At 52.5% G+C, this 15,631-nt stretch carries 14 protein-coding genes and 3 pseudogenes; 13 read left to right on the plus strand and 4 right to left on the minus strand.

The annotated features are described in order from the left end of the window. Positions 1–98: 98 nt before the first annotated feature. Entirely contained in the window at positions 99–257 is a 159-nt protein-coding gene (locus I9188_RS12075; protein ID WP_209599622.1) for a hypothetical protein, read from the minus strand. Positions 258–400: 143 nt separating this feature from the next. Further along, on the minus strand, positions 401–1,561 hold the full coding sequence (locus tag I9188_RS12080) for a rhamnan synthesis F family protein (protein ID WP_209508318.1): 1,161 nt from the start codon (positions 1,559–1,561) through the stop codon (positions 401–403). A 445-nt stretch (positions 1,562–2,006) separates the two neighbouring features. On the opposite strand from I9188_RS12080, the pseudogene I9188_RS20225 reads away from it, so the two are divergent. After that, positions 2,007–2,442, plus strand: a pseudogene (locus I9188_RS20225) (transposase); the annotation flags it as partial. A 282-nt stretch (positions 2,443–2,724) separates the two neighbouring features. Here I9188_RS20225 and I9188_RS12095 read toward each other — a convergent pair. Beyond that, positions 2,725–3,423 carry a class I SAM-dependent methyltransferase gene (locus I9188_RS12095; protein ID WP_209508297.1) on the minus strand — a complete coding sequence of 233 codons (699 nt, stop codon included), beginning with the start codon at positions 3,421–3,423 and terminating at the stop codon, positions 2,725–2,727. A gap of 314 nt (positions 3,424–3,737) precedes the next feature. Between I9188_RS12095 and I9188_RS12100 the strand changes: the two genes are divergently transcribed. The 12 genes and pseudogenes from I9188_RS12100 to I9188_RS12155 all read left to right on the plus strand — a co-directional run bounded on the left by I9188_RS12100 (position 3,738) and on the right by I9188_RS12155 (position 15,146). Next, a complete protein-coding gene (locus tag I9188_RS12100) occupies positions 3,738–3,896 on the plus strand; it encodes a transposase (protein ID WP_209508298.1) in 159 nt (52 codons plus the stop codon). 116 nt (positions 3,897–4,012) lie between these two features. Next, the gene (locus tag I9188_RS12105) at positions 4,013–4,333 is read left to right on the plus strand and encodes an IS3 family transposase (protein ID WP_209508299.1); all 321 of its coding nucleotides are present in this window, start codon (positions 4,013–4,015) and stop codon (positions 4,331–4,333) included. 86 nt (positions 4,334–4,419) lie between these two features. Then, positions 4,420–4,713 (plus strand): annotated as a pseudogene (locus I9188_RS12110) (transposase); the annotation flags it as partial. A 319-nt stretch (positions 4,714–5,032) separates the two neighbouring features. Beyond that, positions 5,033–7,666 carry a rhamnan synthesis F family protein gene (locus I9188_RS12115; RefSeq protein WP_209508300.1) on the plus strand — a complete coding sequence of 878 codons (2,634 nt, stop codon included), beginning with the start codon at positions 5,033–5,035 and terminating at the stop codon, positions 7,664–7,666. Positions 7,667–7,700: 34 nt separating this feature from the next. Continuing rightward, positions 7,701–8,630 (plus strand): NAD-dependent epimerase/dehydratase family protein, encoded by a 930-nt coding sequence (locus I9188_RS12120; protein WP_209508301.1) that lies wholly within the window; start codon positions 7,701–7,703, stop codon positions 8,628–8,630. Between the two features lie 122 nt (positions 8,631–8,752). Further along, complete coding sequence (locus I9188_RS12125) at positions 8,753–9,502, plus strand: class I SAM-dependent methyltransferase (RefSeq protein WP_209508302.1); 750 nt, start codon at positions 8,753–8,755, stop codon at positions 9,500–9,502. Positions 9,503–9,520: 18 nt separating this feature from the next. Beyond that, positions 9,521–10,198, plus strand: a complete 678-nt coding sequence (locus I9188_RS12130) for an acetyltransferase (protein WP_209508303.1) — start codon at positions 9,521–9,523, stop codon at positions 10,196–10,198. After that, the gene (locus I9188_RS12135; protein WP_209599010.1) at positions 10,195–11,115 is read left to right on the plus strand and encodes a hypothetical protein; all 921 of its coding nucleotides are present in this window, start codon (positions 10,195–10,197) and stop codon (positions 11,113–11,115) included. Before I9188_RS12130 ends, I9188_RS12135 begins: the two co-directional genes overlap by 4 nt. Further along, a complete protein-coding gene (locus tag I9188_RS12140) occupies positions 11,112–12,071 on the plus strand; it encodes a GNAT family N-acetyltransferase (RefSeq protein WP_209599009.1) in 960 nt (319 codons plus the stop codon). Before I9188_RS12135 ends, I9188_RS12140 begins: the two co-directional genes overlap by 4 nt. Beyond that, positions 12,068–12,487, plus strand: a complete 420-nt coding sequence (locus I9188_RS12145) for an FdtA/QdtA family cupin domain-containing protein (protein WP_209599008.1) — start codon at positions 12,068–12,070, stop codon at positions 12,485–12,487. Before I9188_RS12140 ends, I9188_RS12145 begins: the two co-directional genes overlap by 4 nt. Then, positions 12,484–13,593: a DegT/DnrJ/EryC1/StrS family aminotransferase gene (locus I9188_RS12150; protein ID WP_209599007.1), complete on the plus strand. Its 1,110-nt coding sequence runs from the start codon at positions 12,484–12,486 to the stop codon at positions 13,591–13,593. The genes I9188_RS12145 and I9188_RS12150 overlap by 4 nt, the downstream gene beginning before the upstream one ends. Before the next feature lie 20 nt (positions 13,594–13,613). Continuing rightward, on the plus strand, positions 13,614–15,146 hold the full coding sequence (locus I9188_RS12155) for a glycosyltransferase (RefSeq protein ID WP_209599625.1): 1,533 nt from the start codon (positions 13,614–13,616) through the stop codon (positions 15,144–15,146). A 121-nt stretch (positions 15,147–15,267) separates the two neighbouring features. On the opposite strand, the pseudogene I9188_RS12160 reads toward I9188_RS12155, so the two are convergent. Further along, positions 15,268–15,501 (minus strand): annotated as a pseudogene (locus I9188_RS12160) (transposase); the annotation flags it as partial. Positions 15,502–15,631: the final 130 nt, after the last annotated feature.

Genomic DNA, 15,631 nt, shown 5'->3' on the forward strand with positions numbered 1-15,631 from the left:
CTGGGCTGGATCAACGACCACGACCTCAAAGCCCGCGCCCGCAAATTCGGCAAAAACGAATACGGAAAATACCTCAAAAACCTGCTCAACCAATAGGTTTAGCCAGCGGCATCTGCTTCGGGAAGGCGATCCCAGAAAACTTCATAAATTGAATTAATCGGATTTCGTTCCTGATCCCGCAATTGAGCATTATGCCTTTCACTGGTGGTAAGGTGTCTTGCACGCTCTCCTGCACTTGCCGGCGGATCGTCAATCATGATCTGTCGAAAAAACGCATTAAAGTCAAACTGATCGGCAGAAGAGAACGGCGGCTAAAAATAACTGATCCTATTCAGTTTTCGTGGAGCGGCTCAGTCTTGCTTTGCCCAGTTACAGCCGGAATCCAGAAGCCTGTTTTACTTCACTGTAAATGGGTTTCCGCGTCTTGGCGTACTATTCTGGATGCTTCTTGTTGAATGTCCTGGCCCACCGGTCCTTGGATTCGGGAAATAATTGCCAACATCAACCCAGCCCCCTTCGGAGATAGCCACAGCGGAGACTTTTTGAGAAACTGAAAACCACGATGAGACAGAGTGTAGGCTGGCAGGCAATACGCACAGGCGTATCGCGACACAGTTGTCAGGATAAACGCAATACGATCGGAACGCCCAGCTGCGCTGAGTGCATCAAGGCTCAAAACTTGTTCTTTTACTGCATCCAAGGCAACGTCGCCGGGAATGATGAGTTCCCGCGCAACCCTATCGACTTCCGTGTCCGTCAGGGCTTCCAATTCGCGGTCAAGCGCATCAACCTCGCATGTGGCACGATGCGTATATCCATGCTTCAAAACCCATTGTGACAACCCAATTTCGCCACGGCGTACCGTTCTTGTTTTGTCATTTCGAATTTCGAGTTTGCGCCAGTACTTTACAAATTCTGGGTTTCTTAAGATGGCCGGACCAATACCAAGTGCATAAGAAGCATAATGGAAATTTCGGTGCGTCACTCGAAACTTCCACGTAATTTCCCGAAAATTCGCCGGATCGACCCGAGGCATCGCAAAGTTGGAGGTAGCTGCTGCGAAATCCACATTTAAATCGCGCGCGTCATCAAACCAAGTGCGTTTTTGTGGGACCAACCATGCGGAATCATTTAAGAGCCAAAGCCGAGTCAACTCTGGGAAACGGTTGGCCACTTCCAGTACGCCATCCCGATACCCGCCAAAGTCATATCCGAAGTTTGGACGTTCTATAATCAGTGAAGCGTGCGGGCTAAGTTCAGCAAAATCTGTCCGGCTGAGCGGCAGATTGGATACGACGATTGGGGAAATGCCTGCCTGAACCATCTGCTCCAAAGCATACAGATGGGAAGGCAAGACACCCGTTTTAGGAAAGATAAGAAATATACCGATTTCTGAACCAAATGAAACAGCACCTGGTATGCGCTTCACCTGGCGAGACAACACCCAATCGTAATACCGGCGGAGATATACATGCCGCAGAAGTTCAGCGGGTAGGTGCATGAGCTTGCGGCCCGCGCGCGCCAATTCTCGCTGAATTTTCCATAACGGTGGTAAATTCATTCACACTCATCCAAATGTCGTTTCGATTTCAGTTTCTAAGCTGACTAGGTCGTCACAAATGGGCCGAACTCTTAATCTAAGTATCAACTGATACTAAATGGTTCGAAACGCCTCTAGCACAGGCCCTTGGGTTTCAAAACCCAAAACTAGAAGGTGGATGAAGCCAACTGTGAATCAAGCCTATTACCCGGCTTTCTGACCGGTTGAGTGAAGTGGTCCCGGAAAACTGGACAGTCGGCTAAGGTGTATCCCAAACTTTTGAAGGGATGCGAGAATGGCGAAGCGCCGGAAGTTTACAGACCAGTTTAAGGCCAAGGTGGCGTTGGAGGCGCTGCGTAGCAGACAAACTCCGCAGCAATGTCGGGCTGCTCTGAAACCCATTTTCCGGCCATTTTTGTCTAGAGTTTTCCGCAACGAGTCCTTGGCTGGGAGAAGGGCGGAGGCGATGAAAGCAGCGAGAATTACAGGCGCGCAGAAGGCGTTTGTTTTGAAGCAGGTTGAAGACGGCAAGACGGTTTCTGAAGTGTGCCGTGAGGCCGGGATCAGCTCTGCGACCTGCTTCAACTGGAAGAAAAGTATGCGGGTATGTTGCCATCTGACATGCGTCGCCTGCGTGAACTGGAAGACGAGAACAGCCGTTTGAAACGGATCGTGGCCGATTTGACCCTGGACCGTGAGATGTTGCAGGACGTTATCAAGCGAAAGCTCTTAGGTTGGATCGGAAGCGCGAGCTTATCGACGGTGTTCGGGAAGACTGGCGGGTGTCTGTCAGGCGCGCCTGCAAGGTGTTGCGGTTCGACAGATCGGCCGACCAGTATGTTTCCCGCCGCACCTATCCGGCCGTCTTGAAACGGCGCATCAAAGAGATTTGCGTGACCCGTGCGCTCCTCGACCGGCTCACACATCTCTGCGACATTGTCGAGACCGGCAATGAAAGCTGACGCTTTCAAAACCGCAAATAGCGCGGGCCCAAAAACCTACGCAAACCCAACGCAGCTGCTTGAAATGGAGACTGTGCTGAGCTGGGCCCGCTCAGAACCGAAGGGGTCAATTTAGGATGTTGATTGAAAGAATCGCTGAGTTAGATCTTGTTTAGAATGCCGAAGCACTCCTCACTTGGGGTGACCGCGTTTTGCGGGTCTAGCGTGACGCGTCAAGACTATTCAATTAGAGAGGGCAAGGCCATAGACGTCTTGGTGGTTGTCCCACGCGTGGTTTTTGAACCGCACCACCTGCAAACCAACTTCCTCAACCGCAGCTCGCACCCAAGCTTCCGAGCAGATTGAAATGCCGTAGCTGGTCGCATTTGGATAGTCACGATAGCCGTAACCGGTCGCAAAATAATCCATACACATGGCGTTCTCTTCCTCTGCCTCAATTCCGTAAACAGACGCGCCGCGTCGCATGACGCGACCCGCTACCAAAGCTCCATGCGTCGTGACAACCGCCCGACCCCTTGCAGTAAGGTGGCGCGCGACAAAGCCGAAAAAGGCCTTGGTGGTATCGGCATCCAAATGGGTTATCAGAGACCCCACCCAAATCAGGTCGAACGCCATTCCAAAATTCAGTGTGGAAAAGTCAGTCGATGACAGGAGCATCTTTGTTCCGAAATTTGCCTTACAGAAGCGTGCGCCGTCCTCATTTAGATCTGCGACAAAAACCTCACTAGAAGGATAGTTCGCCACTAGGTATCGCGTGACACGACCGTGACCGCAAGGTAAATCAAGTATCTTTTCAGGTTGCAATTCGCCCAAAGTGACCTGAATTTCATTGAATGCGTTTGCGCCACAGGAAAAGTAGTGGGCATTGTCGCCTAGATACATTTCATCATTTTTGGAAATCTCTTGTGAAACAGTGGCCATGTGGTCTTTCCGCATTACATCCGAAGATTGAGTTCAAAGAGGTTCGGATTACATTCCAAGAAATGCTTCAGTTAAGAGTTGAGTGCCAAAAACTCTCTAGAATGTAAAGGCGCGCGCAGAGGTTTGGCAAATTGCATCAATCGAATGGCAAGGTTTCGATGAAGCCATTTGTCATCCGTAAAGTTAGAAGTGCGGTCGTCGGTGCCACTTAGTGTCGGTAAGTATGATCGCGTGCAAAAAACAGACCTTTTGACCCAGCCCCCGGCAGTCAGGCCATTGAGGTGTTAGAAATCCATCCAAGAAAAGGATGGACCATGAAACGAAGATTTAGTGATGAGCAGATCATTGGGATGATCAAAGAGTATGAGGCAGGCGTGAAAGCGCAGGAGCTTTGTCGCAGATACGGCATCAGTGATGCGACCTTCTATAAGTACAAAGCAAAGTTTGGCGGCATGAACGTGTCTGATGCCTAGAAGCTGCAGGCGCTGGCAGAAGAGAGCAACAAGCTGAAGCGCATGTTGGCGGATGCGATGCTGGACAATGCAGCCCTAAGGGATCTCGCGACAAAAAACTACTGACGCCTGATGTGATGCGACGAGCCGTGCGCGATGTGATGGATCGGTATGGCTTGTCTGAGCGTTGGGCGTGTGAATTGGCTGATATGCATAGGTCAGTCTTTCAGTATCAGAAGCGGGATCAGGGCGATGGTGCGATACGCAAAAGGCTGCACGAACTGGCGAATGAACGTCGTCGGTTCGGCTATCGTCGTTTGGGCATCTTGTTGGCCAGGGAAGGTTTTGAGGTGAACCACAAGAAGCTGTTCCGGCTCTATCGCGAAGAAGGGTTGGCTGTGCGTCGTAGACGGTCTCCTCTGCAGGGTGGTTTGTCGCAAAATCACGTAGAGACCTGAGAACCGACTATGATCACCTGCTGTGCTATTTGATGGCCGCGCAGGCAATCATAGCCTCTTTATCAACATCATTCCTAATGTGTTACGGGACCGAATTCATTGCGCAGATGGTATGGGGCTGGATCGCGGCGGTCGGGGCGAATACGGCCTACATCAAACCGGGATCACCATAGGAGAACGAATACTGCGAAAGCTTCAACGCACGGTTCCGCTACAAGCTGTTGACTGGTGAAATCTTCTACAGCTTGTAGGAAACCCAAATCCTGATCGAGCATTGGCACGTCCACTACAACACCGTCAGGCCGCATAGCGCATTGAGGTATCGTCCGCCTGCGCCGAAAAGCACCTTACTGATGGACCAAAGGCCAACATTGCACTAACAATCAAACCGGACCACCCGGTGGAGGCACGCCAGGTTATGCTTCGCGATCATCTGATAATTTGGCGATATCCAGCTGACCAGTTCAGTTTGGGAGGACACAGACCTCAAAAAGCTTGATCCAGAGGAACAATCAAGTATGACAACCGTGGATCAGCGACCACATGAAGGAAGTTGTTTGAATATCCAACGTGGTCGTAACCACTTCGGACGAACTGGATAACCAAAAGTTGAGGTAGTCATAAGTGTTCAGGGCTGGCTCCACCATTTAGGGGACACAGCTGGCCAACTTACACTCTATTGCATAAGCAGATCTCTGAATGTCAAAAAATAAATCCAGTGAAACAAGCGGTCCCCACACTTTGCGGGATTTGGATGCCGAGAATGCACAAGCTTCGCGCAATGAGATTCTCGCAGAACTGTCGCGAACAGCTGCGGAACTTGAATACCTGCGCACTACGTCTAAGGAAAGCCAACATCTTTTTTATGAATTGGCCGAGGCACGGGACAAGCCCTGGGAATCGCTGAAGCATAAACAAGTAAGCAAGTTTCTTTATTGGCTTGCCAGACAGGAGTCTTTGTTTTCCGAACGCCGCCGAGAGCGTTTTTTGTCCTCGGCCAAAAAACGCGATCCCAAGCGCTCAATACATCATTTGGTTGAGATGGGCGCACTCGAAAGTTCAGACGGAGGCGGCAGCTTTGCACGCACCAAAAACCAAGATAGCCCTTCGAGGGGTTCGACCCTAGCTAAAGTGACCAATCGGAAACATGACAGCACCGTTATGGTTGTGAGCCATGATGCCACTCGGACAGGTGCTCCAATACTTGCTTTGAACCTCGTTAAAGAGCTTGGCAAAAACCACAATGTTATATCCGTCACCCTTGGTGGTGGCGAACTTGCTAATGAGTTTCGAGCCGAGAGCGTCGAGTTTTTCGAACTTAACCGTAGGTCCATAAAACAAGCTGAAATTACAAAGAGGATTGTAGAGATTTGCGCTAAGAATGGTGTAAGGGCCGGATTCGTCAACAGTGTTGAATCCAGATCCACCCTTCCCGGTCTCAGGGCGGCAGGCATTCCGTCGGTCGCCCTACTGCATGAATTTGCCACCTACATTCGGCCTACAACCGCATTCTCTGATGTCCTCGTCAACGCGGACCATGTCGTGTTCTCCGCGGACATAACTTTGGACAATGTGCTTTCCGAACTTGGGGTGGAAAGGCCGGTGAATGTCCATATTTTGCCTCAGGGCAAGTGTAGTAGCCAATCGGCCGACGAAGCGCCCAACAAGATCGAAACGGCCTGGTTAGACAGTGTGCTTAGACCTGGCGGAGCAGCGGACGAAACCTTTGTCGTTATCGGTGCGGGTACGATTGAAACGCGCAAGGGGATTGATCTGTTCGTTGAAGTGGCCAATAGGGTCATTCGGGGTCCCGGAGGTGGACGCTTCCGGTTCGTTTGGTTCGGACACGGCTACGATCCGGTTCTTGACACACAGCGTTCGGCCTACTTGGCGGATCAGATCGAACGGGCAGGGATTCAATCGCAAGTGCAAATCGTGCGCTCAACGACAGAGATTGAACACGTCTACAAAACCGCGGATCTGTTGTTGCTTTCGTCACGTCTCGACCCACTTCCGAACGTGGCTATCGATATGCTTGTTGCGAACAAGCCTATGGTTTGCTTTGAGCGCACGACGGGCATAGCCGACCTGTTAGAGTCCGCGGGCTTGAAAGAGGCCTGTATAGCTAGCTTCCTTGACACGACAGAGATGGCCGAAAAGATTGTTGCGTTGGCTCATGATGCTGACCTTCTTGCGGACGTACTGGCACGAAGCCAGAAGTTGGCGCGCGAAACCTTCGATTTTGCGGCATACACCCATCGGCTGGAGAACCTAGTCGTTAGGGGGGGGTGTAAATCGGAAAACATTATCAGGGATGCGAAGCGGTTGAAAACGTCGGGCGCGTTCCGACAGGACTTCTTCAGTAATCCACTTAAAGAGAAGACGACCGAGGATCAGGACATTAAGAACTACCTGAATTCAAATGTGAGCGGTGCACCTTCACGGAAACCTGTGCCAGGCTTCAATCCTCTGATCTACGCGGAGGAACACGGATGGAAATTGTCCAACGACCCCTTCATTTCCTATATTGACGAAGGCTGTCCGGAAGGGCGCTGGAAGTCCGAAGTCATAAATGAGACTAGCGGCATCGACCCGGATGTGTTGCGTACGACAAAAGTGGCCCTTCACATCCACGCATTTTTCCCAGATGAAGTCGGAAACATCTTAACGCGCTTGTCTGCGAACCAAGTAAAACCCAGCTTGTTCGTAAGCGCACCGCAAAGCCAGTTAGAGCTGGTTAAAGACGTTATAAGCCCTTACAACGAGCAGGTTGTCGCTCTGCGAGCTGTCCCGAATAGAGGTCGAGATATTGCGCCGTTTCTTACTGAATTCGGTCAGGAGATGGCGGCGGATTTCGACATTATTGGGCATCTGCACACGAAAAAATCTGGGGATGTTCAGGATCGAAAGGTCGTTGCGAACTGGGTCGAATTCCTAATGCAAAATACCGTAGGCGGTAAGATCGACCCGACAATGCTCGACCGGATTGTGACGACTATGGCAAAGCAGCCGGAGGTCGGCATAGTTTATCCTGACGATCCCAATCTTCTCGGTTGGGCGAAAAACAAGGCTATTGCCGGTCACATCGCACAACGACTAGGGATAACAAAACTTCCGCAGCATATTAACTACCCGATGGGTACTATGTTCTGGGCGCGCGCGGATTTGATCGAACGATTTCTTGAGCTAAACTTGGGGTGGAACGATTATCCGGCAGAACCCTTGCCTTACGACGGCTCGTCCTTGCACGCGATTGAGCGGCTCTTTGGTGTGGCGCCAGCGAGTTTCGGTTATCGCACCGGTGTGACTAATGTGCGCGGGCTAACTCGATGAGACGCAGTTCAAAATGGATTTGGCGGGACAACCCATGAAGATCTTAGTGCTTGGTGGTTGTGGATTCATCGGCTCTCACGTGGTCGATGCCCTTCTTCGAGACGGCCATGAAATTCGAATATTCGACCGGAACGAGGAAAGCTTCCGACTGGCCTTGCCATCGGTGGAATACCGGCTCGGCGATTTCACTGACCAGGCTGCCGTGCGCGATGCCGTGGAGGGGATGGAGGCCGTGTTTCACCTCGTCTCCACCACGTTTCCGAGCACCGCGGCTCTCGATCCCAAACGGGACGTACGCGAGAATCTTCTAGGAACGCAACAACTTGTCGAAGCGATGCTGGATGCAAACGTCTCGCGACTTCTGTTCCTTTCCTCTGGCGGTACCGTTTACGGGATCACGGAAACCGTTCCCATAGACGAAACGCACCCACTTCGCCCCATCAACTCCTACGGTATCACTAAAGTCGCAATTGAAAGCTATTTGGAAATGTACCGGCGCACTCGGGGATTGTCGCCCATCATCATACGGGCGTCGAATCCGTTCGGACCTCGACAGGGCCACACTGGTGTTCAGGGCGTAGTCGCGACGTTCCTCAACCAGATCGTCAATGGCGCAGCGGTGGAGGTCTGGGGCGACGGTTCAGTAGTGCGAGACTACGTATTCGTTCGCGATCTGGCGCGCTTTTGCGCCCTTGCTGGCGCCTCCAGGAAAGAAGGTGTCTACAACGCCGGCAGCGGCCGCGGTACGTCACTTGTAGAATTGTTGGCAGCCATGGAGGATGTGACGGGACGCGCCTTCGAACGTCGCTTTAAACCGGCGCCTGCTACCGATGTGCCAGTTTCCGTCCTTGACTGTTCGGCGGCGCTTGAAACCTTCAATTGGTCTGCTGAAACAGACATGCTTACCGGACTGCAAGAGACATGGGACTGGATTATGGGCCTCAATCTAGGTTCCAAAAATTGAGAGAGCACTTCGATACATCTGCGGGTGATTGCAGGATCTCTTGTTTGCGACAGCAGTTTTTTGTTAAGGAACGCACTGTGGTTATTCACACGCCAAGACGGCACACATGAAGGAGAAGCGGAATGCCACCCAAGACTGATTTCTCCAACATCGGGTTTGCCGACTTTCAGCGTATGGCTAGTGACAGTAAACTTTCGCGCTATGAAAAAATTGGATTTCCGGACACCTATCGCGAGGGCCAAGAAGAAGAGATTTTTTTGGATATCTGCGCCAAGCTGACGAATCTTTCGGGAAAAGCCCGGAGGGTCGTTGACATAGGTCCCGGTTGCAGCGATCTGCCTTTCTTGCTTATTGACTTGTGCGCACGTAACCAACACGCCCTTTCGCTGCTGGATGGCAAAGAGATGCTTTCCCAACTACCCGACAGTGAAGATATTCAAAAAATCGATACACTCTTCCCCAACTGCCCAAGCTTTCTTGCGGAGGAAAAAGGGCGAATCGACGCGATCCTGTGTTACAGTGTTCTTCATTATGTATTCGAAGAAGGGTCCGTTTTTAGGTTCCTGGATGAGGCCCTCAGTCTGCTGGCGCCGGGTGGTCAACTGCTGATCGGTGACATTCCTAACATCTCGAAGCGCAAGAGGTTCTTTGCAAGCGACACCGGTGCAGACTTTCACCGGGCTTTCATGAAAACGGACGATGCACCTGATGTTCGGTTCAACGTGTCGAACCCTGGACAAATTGACGATGCTGCCATCTTTGGCTTGCTCCAGCGGGCAAGGAGCGCTGGTTTTGACGCCTATGTCGTGCCGCAGAGCCCAAAACTCCCTATGGCAAACCGGCGTGAAGACATCTTAATTGTGCGGCCTTAGAAGCGGGAGAGTGCGAGCATGGACAAGACATCGGAAGTGGTTATTCTGGGCGACCATGCCTTCGCGGAAGTCGCCTATGAATGCTTTACACACGATTCGGAATTTGAGGTGAAAGGTTTCGCAGTTGAAGAGGCATACCTTACTTCAGAAACAAAGTTCGGGCTACCCGTGGTTCCTATCGAGAAGATCGAAGATTATTTCGACCCCGAGCGCGTGCATTTCTACGCTGCGCTGGTTTACACGCAGCTCAATCGCCTCAGAACGCGCCTTTACGAGGTCGCAAAGGCAAAGCACTTCAAACCCGCGTCCTATATCTCGAGCCGTGCATCGGTTTGGCACAACGTTACTCTCGGTGAACACTGCTTCGTTTTCGAAGACAACACGATCCAGCCATTCGTACAGATCGGCGACAATGTCGTGTTGTGGAGCGGCAACCACATTGGGCATCACAGCAGGATCCGCGACAATTGCTTCGTGTCTTCCCACGTTGTGATCTCTGGATTCTGCGACATCGGTGAAAACTCATTCCTCGGCGTGAACGCTTCGCTTGCGAACAATCTCACGATTGGCGAGGATAATTGGATCGGTCCGGGTGTCACACTTCTTCAGAACACAGAATCAAACCAGCTTTTCAAGGGTGAACAGCCGGACCCCTCACGTGTAACGCCTAAGCGTATGTTTAAGGTGCGGTCTTGATTTGGAACAAACGTGGCATCGTCTGGGCCCCCACTAAACAGCTTGGTGGCTACACTCACGGGATGGGTCCATCGCCTTTCCGAATAGACGAAGACACACTGCGTGTCTTCGTCACTGTGCTCGATTCCAAAGGCCGCGGGCACATTCAATATGTCGATGTTTTGGCGGAGGACCCTACCCGCGTGGTTGCGCAATCGGACGGCCCGGTCCTCGGTCCCGGTATTCCCGGATCTTTCGACGACAACGGCATCATGGCGCTAAGTCCGGTGCGTGCGCCATGCGGCCGTATCTTTCTCTACTACGCCGGGTTTGAGATCTGCCATCACATCCGCTATCGCATCATGACCGGCCTCGCTATAAGCGAAGACAATGGAAAGACGTTTCAGCGTTATTCGAACACACCCATCCTCGATCGCTCGGATGAGGAGCTGTACTTTCGCGGCGGTCCGTTCGTGCTTCTGAACGATGGAAAATTTCGCATGTGGTATGTCGCGGGAAGCCGTTGGATCGACGTGGCTGGAAAACAGATGCCGGTCTACGACTTGCGCTATGCGGAGTCGGACGACGGCATGACCTGGCCCTCTCGGGGCTACGTGTCGATGGCACTGACCAACGTCGACGAACACGGGTTCGGCCGTCCTTGGGTGGTTAAGCGCGGGCCAGACGACTATCAGCTCTTCTATTCAATTCGCCGTACTTCGCTTGGCGCCTACCGCCTTGGCTATGCGGAATCCAGCGACGGACTTTCGTGGACGCGCAAAGATACGGAGATGGGTCTTGATGTCACGCCGGGTGGTTTCGACGGAAAAGCAATCATGTATTCGGCTGTGGTCGAAGCGCAGGGCCGGACCTGGTGTTTCTACAACGGCGACGGCTTCGGTGCCGCTGGTTTTGCGGTAGCGGAACTTGCTGAATGACCCTAGTGATTAAACCCTTTTCATTGGATGATAGCCCACTTTGGGACGCATTTTGCCATGTTGCTGTTAACGCGACGCTGCTGCACAGCCGTCGCTTCTTGTCCTACCACGGCGACAGGTTCGAGGATCTTTCGCTCCTCCTTTATGACAAAGACCAGCTTCGCGCGATACTTCCCGCGGCACGCGCACCGAACGATGCGACGCTTGTGGTCAGTCATCCCGGCGCAACTTATGGCGGGTTCGTTCACGCCGGACAACTTGCTGGAGAAAACGCGATTGACGCTTTTCATGCAGTTGCGGCACACTACCGAAGCGTCGGATGTGACCGATTGCTCTACAAGCCGGTGCCTCACATCTATGCCCAGTCACCCGCGGCAGACGATCTCTATGCGCTGTTCCGTCTAGGGGCGGAACGCCAGCGCTGCGATCTCTCCAGCACTATTGACCTATCGTTTCGTAGACCCGTCTCCAGTCGACGCAAAAGGTCCTTAGAAAAGGCGCGACGCGTCGTGAGTGTCAGTGCAGATATTGCGAAGCTGGACGCGTTATGGGATGTGGTAGAAGACAATCTCGCACGCAAACACAAGACGCGACCGGTGCACTCCCGTACCGAGATCAAGGATCTCGCGACACGGTTCCCGGATGAAATTAAGCTACGAACAGCACACATAGGCGACAAAATCGTCGCAGGAACCCTTTTGTTCGCTTCGCGACAGGTCTGGCACGCGCAATATATCGCCTCGAGCGAAGACGGATATGCTGTGTCCGCTCTCGATGCGGTATTCGATACCTCCATCAAAGATGCCAAATCGGCTGGCGTGCGATACTTCGATTTCGGTTCAAGCAACGAGGACCATGGTCGTGTCCTTAACGCCGGACTTTACCGATTCAAGACAGAATTCGGTGGCGGAGGGGTTGCTCATGAGTTCTACATGGTTCAACTAGACTCCCTATGAAGCCAAACGTCTCTGACCTAAAAATTCTAGAACTGCCTAAGCGTTCCGATGTCCGAGGCAATCTGACCTTTATTGAATCCGAAAGGCATGTGCCTTTCGACATCCGGCGCGTCTTCTATCTCTACGACGTACCCACTGCTGAAAGTCGTGGTGCACATGCTCATCGCGCACTGCATCAGTTTCTTATTTGCCTCTCGGGAAGTTTTGATGTTGAAGCCGATGACGGTGTTACAAAACGAACCATTCACTTGAATAGGCCATGGCTTGGCCTGCATGTCCCACCGATGATCTGGGCCTCCGAGGTGAATTTCGATGCGGGGTCCGTCTGTCTTGTGCTCACTTCAGACTATTACGACGAGGCTGATTACATCCGGGACTACGACACATTCCTTGCCCTCAAAAGAGCTTTGCAATGAAGGTTCCTTTCCTCGACCTCGGCGAGGCCTATCGCACCTTGCAGTCGGACATCAATGAAGCTGTCACTCGTGTTCTGGCATCAGGTTGGTATGTCCTTGGCGAAGAAGTTGATCACTTCGAAACCGCCTTTGCAGCTTACTGCGGTTCGGCGCATGCCGTCGGTCTAGCAAGTGGTCTGGACGCCTTACATCTTGGGTTGCGCGCACTGGGTATCGGTGAAGGCGACGAGGTGATCGTGCCTTCAAATGGGTACATCGCGACGTGGCTTGGCGTCAGCATTGCTGGCGCTACACCTGTACCGGTGGAGCCAGACATGGCAACACACAATATCGACCCAAGCCGTATTGAAGCAGCGATCACGCCCCGTACACGCGCTATCGTGGCGTTGCACCTTTACGGCCTACCTGCCGACCTCGAGCAGATAATGGGTATTGCGCGCCGATACAATCTGAGCGTTGTTGAAGATGCCGCGCAGGCACACGGTGCGCGATATCGAGGAGAAAAGATCGGACAACACGGCGACGTTGTCGCGTGGAGCTTCTATCCAAGCAAAAATCTTGGCGCTCTGGGCGATGCTGGGGCGGTAACGACAAATGACGCCGATGTTGCTGAACGCATCCGTATTCTACGCAATTACGGGTCGCAAGAGCGATACGTGAACAAGGTCCGCGGCATCAACAGCCGGCTCGACCCGATCCAGGCGGCTGTTCTGAAAGTCAAACTTGATCACCTTGACGCCTGGAATGCGCATCGCTCCAAGATTGCAGCACTCTACCGGGAGCGGCTTGCCAATGTACCCGGTGTGATCCTGCCGATTGAGCCCGAGGGTTGCCAATCGGCTTGGCACCTTTTTGTAGTGCGGGTCCAGCAGCGACAGCGGCTGAAAGAGGCGCTGAACAAGACAGGCATCGGCACACAAGTCCATTACCCGATTCCGCCGCATATGCAGGAGGCCTATGCTGATCTGGGATTTACACCAGACAACTTTCCAGTCGCGCGTCGGCTAGCCGACGAAGTGCTAAGCCTTCCTTGTGGCCCACAGATGCCCCTTGAGGCAGTCGACATGGTTTCCGAACGAATTCTTAAGGTTATCAAGTCATCATGAGAGGTACGGCTCTGCCAGAATTGGCCACGCTGCAAAATCAGATTCGCAACGCGCTCGCCATCAGAGATATTGCTTCTGCGCTCGACAGTGTTCGATGGTTCGTCGATTCAATTCTAACTAATCCACGCGCAATAACCCGTGTATTGGGAAGTGAAGAACTGGATGCGCTCTGCCAGGACATCGCGGAAGAAATCAAATGCAGCGTCCCGCGAAATGCGGCAGATCGTTCGGGCACGGTTATCATCGCCTCCGAGCTTTCTAGGGCCGGCGGCCACGAACAGGTTATGGCGGACATCGTGAATCTAAACCTGTTCGACTCGCCGGTCACAATATTGCTGACGGACTGCTTTGACCGGGCCGATGCCGCAATTGCGGAGGAATTCGCGGCATTCAACCAGGTGGAGGTGACTACTGTGCAGGGCGTGGATAGTGCCGCGCGCTTGGATAGTGTTTGTAAATACCTTTGTGACAAGGCCCCGGAAAATCTTCTTCTCTTCTTCCATCATCAGGATACCATCGGGTTTTGCGCCGCATTGGCTGCTGGTATCCCCAATACCATCTTCGTCCACCATGCAGATCATCACCTCAGTCTTGGTGTGACTTGCAAGCAGTTTCGACACGTCGATCTCGCTAATATGGCATTTGAGAATTGTCACCACGATTTTGGGATCACAGATAATATCTACTGGCCCCTGATCCTGCGCAATGATGTAGGTGTGCAAAATAGGGAGTTCAACAAAAACCATTGCTGGAGAAGTTGTTCCGTCGGACGAGCGGACAAATTTGCAGCAAATGGCTACGCCTTCGACTACGCATCGCTTCTGCCAAAAATCCTCAAGGCCACGGGCGGAACCCACGTTCATATCGGACCCTTGTCAACCAATCTCAGTAGCTCCATCGAAAAGAGTTTTGTAGAGAATGGTGTGCCACTTGATCGGGTAAAGTTTATTTCCTACGCGCCTTCTGTCGCGCAGGCTTTGATCGACGAAAATGTCGACGTTTTTCTTGGTTCTTTTCCAACAGGTGGCGGGAAATCAACAATTGAGGCTATGGCCGCAGGCATCCCCCTATTGATGCATCAGAATTATCGCCACCGCATGTTTTGCGGAGCTGACGTGGCCTATCCAGGCGCACTGACTTGGCAAACGGAAGAAGAGCTTTTTGAGGTACTCGCTGGCCTATCTCCAGAAATTCTATCGGATCATGCCAGTCGGTCACGTGCGTGTTTCGAACGAAACCATTCCAGTGATGCACTCGTTTCTGCTATTAAGAGCCAGAATTGTGTGCCGCCGCCCCTGATTGAACACCCTGTGAATCAATTGTTCTTTTTTCTAGACGAAGAGCGTGATTGGCGTGCGTCTGAGGAGAGCAGGCTCGTTGCCGAAAACAAGGTGTTGGCCCTTGAAGCAGAGGTTGCCGAACTTGAAGCAGAGGTTGCCGAACTTGAGGGCAGACTTGCAGGTCTTGAAGAGAAGCTCACGTCACCCCGTAAACTGAGTCGAGAACTGGCTCGTCAGCTCAATCGGCGGCTGCATGGCAAGAGACTGAGGTGAAGTTTGATCTGACTAGGGGTGGGGAATGACCTGCGCCCCGAAGCTTCCCTCGTTCTGATGTAGAGTTTCCCGCATTTTCTCTGCATGACGGGCTGGTATCGTCATGTGAGTTTGCCAGCGTTGCCGGTGGGATGTTCCCGATGACGCTGTACGGTCGTTCTTCGTTGTAGTATCTACGCCATTCCTCCATCTTTTCGCAAGCATCCGACAGCGACAGGAACCAATGCGTTTTCAGGCATTCGGCCCTAAACTTTAAGTTGAACGCTTCGATGAAGGCATTGTCGGTCGGTTTGCCAGGGCGGGAGAAGTCGAGCGTGACGCCGTTATGGTAAGCCCACAAGTCCATGAACTCGCTGCCGTAGCACCTTCGGAATGTCGTTGATTTAGAGGCTATGATCGCCTGCGCAGCCCTCAAATAGCGCAGCAGGTGATCATAGCCGGGTCTCAGGTCCCTACAGTGGTTTTGCACAACCACACCGCAAGGG

The organism is Ruegeria sp. HKCCSA071, from assembly GCF_017872555.1.
Taxonomy (GTDB): Bacteria; Pseudomonadota; Alphaproteobacteria; order Rhodobacterales; family Rhodobacteraceae; genus Ruegeria.

Bases quoted from the DNA above. Each gene is read 5' to 3' on its own strand.
- I9188_RS12145 (WP_209599008.1), top strand. From the start codon at position 12,068: ATGAAGCCAAACGTCTCTGACCTAAAAATTCTAGAACTGCCTAAGCGT.
- I9188_RS12080 (WP_209508318.1), bottom strand. From the start codon at position 1,561: ATGAATTTACCACCGTTATGGAAAATTCAGCGAGAATTGGCGCGCGCG.
- I9188_RS12125 (WP_209508302.1), top strand. From the start codon at position 8,753: ATGCCACCCAAGACTGATTTCTCCAACATCGGGTTTGCCGACTTTCAG.
- I9188_RS12105 (WP_209508299.1), top strand. From the start codon at position 4,013: ATGCGACGAGCCGTGCGCGATGTGATGGATCGGTATGGCTTGTCTGAG.
- I9188_RS12130 (WP_209508303.1), top strand. From the start codon at position 9,521: ATGGACAAGACATCGGAAGTGGTTATTCTGGGCGACCATGCCTTCGCG.
- I9188_RS12140 (WP_209599009.1), top strand. From the start codon at position 11,112: ATGACCCTAGTGATTAAACCCTTTTCATTGGATGATAGCCCACTTTGG.
- I9188_RS12120 (WP_209508301.1), top strand. From the start codon at position 7,701: ATGAAGATCTTAGTGCTTGGTGGTTGTGGATTCATCGGCTCTCACGTG.
- I9188_RS12100 (WP_209508298.1), top strand. From the start codon at position 3,738: ATGAAACGAAGATTTAGTGATGAGCAGATCATTGGGATGATCAAAGAG.
- I9188_RS12115 (WP_209508300.1), top strand. From the start codon at position 5,033: ATGTCAAAAAATAAATCCAGTGAAACAAGCGGTCCCCACACTTTGCGG.
- I9188_RS12150 (WP_209599007.1), top strand. From the start codon at position 12,484: ATGAAGGTTCCTTTCCTCGACCTCGGCGAGGCCTATCGCACCTTGCAG.
- I9188_RS12095 (WP_209508297.1), bottom strand. From the start codon at position 3,423: ATGGCCACTGTTTCACAAGAGATTTCCAAAAATGATGAAATGTATCTA.
- I9188_RS12075 (WP_209599622.1), bottom strand. From the start codon at position 257: ATGATTGACGATCCGCCGGCAAGTGCAGGAGAGCGTGCAAGACACCTT.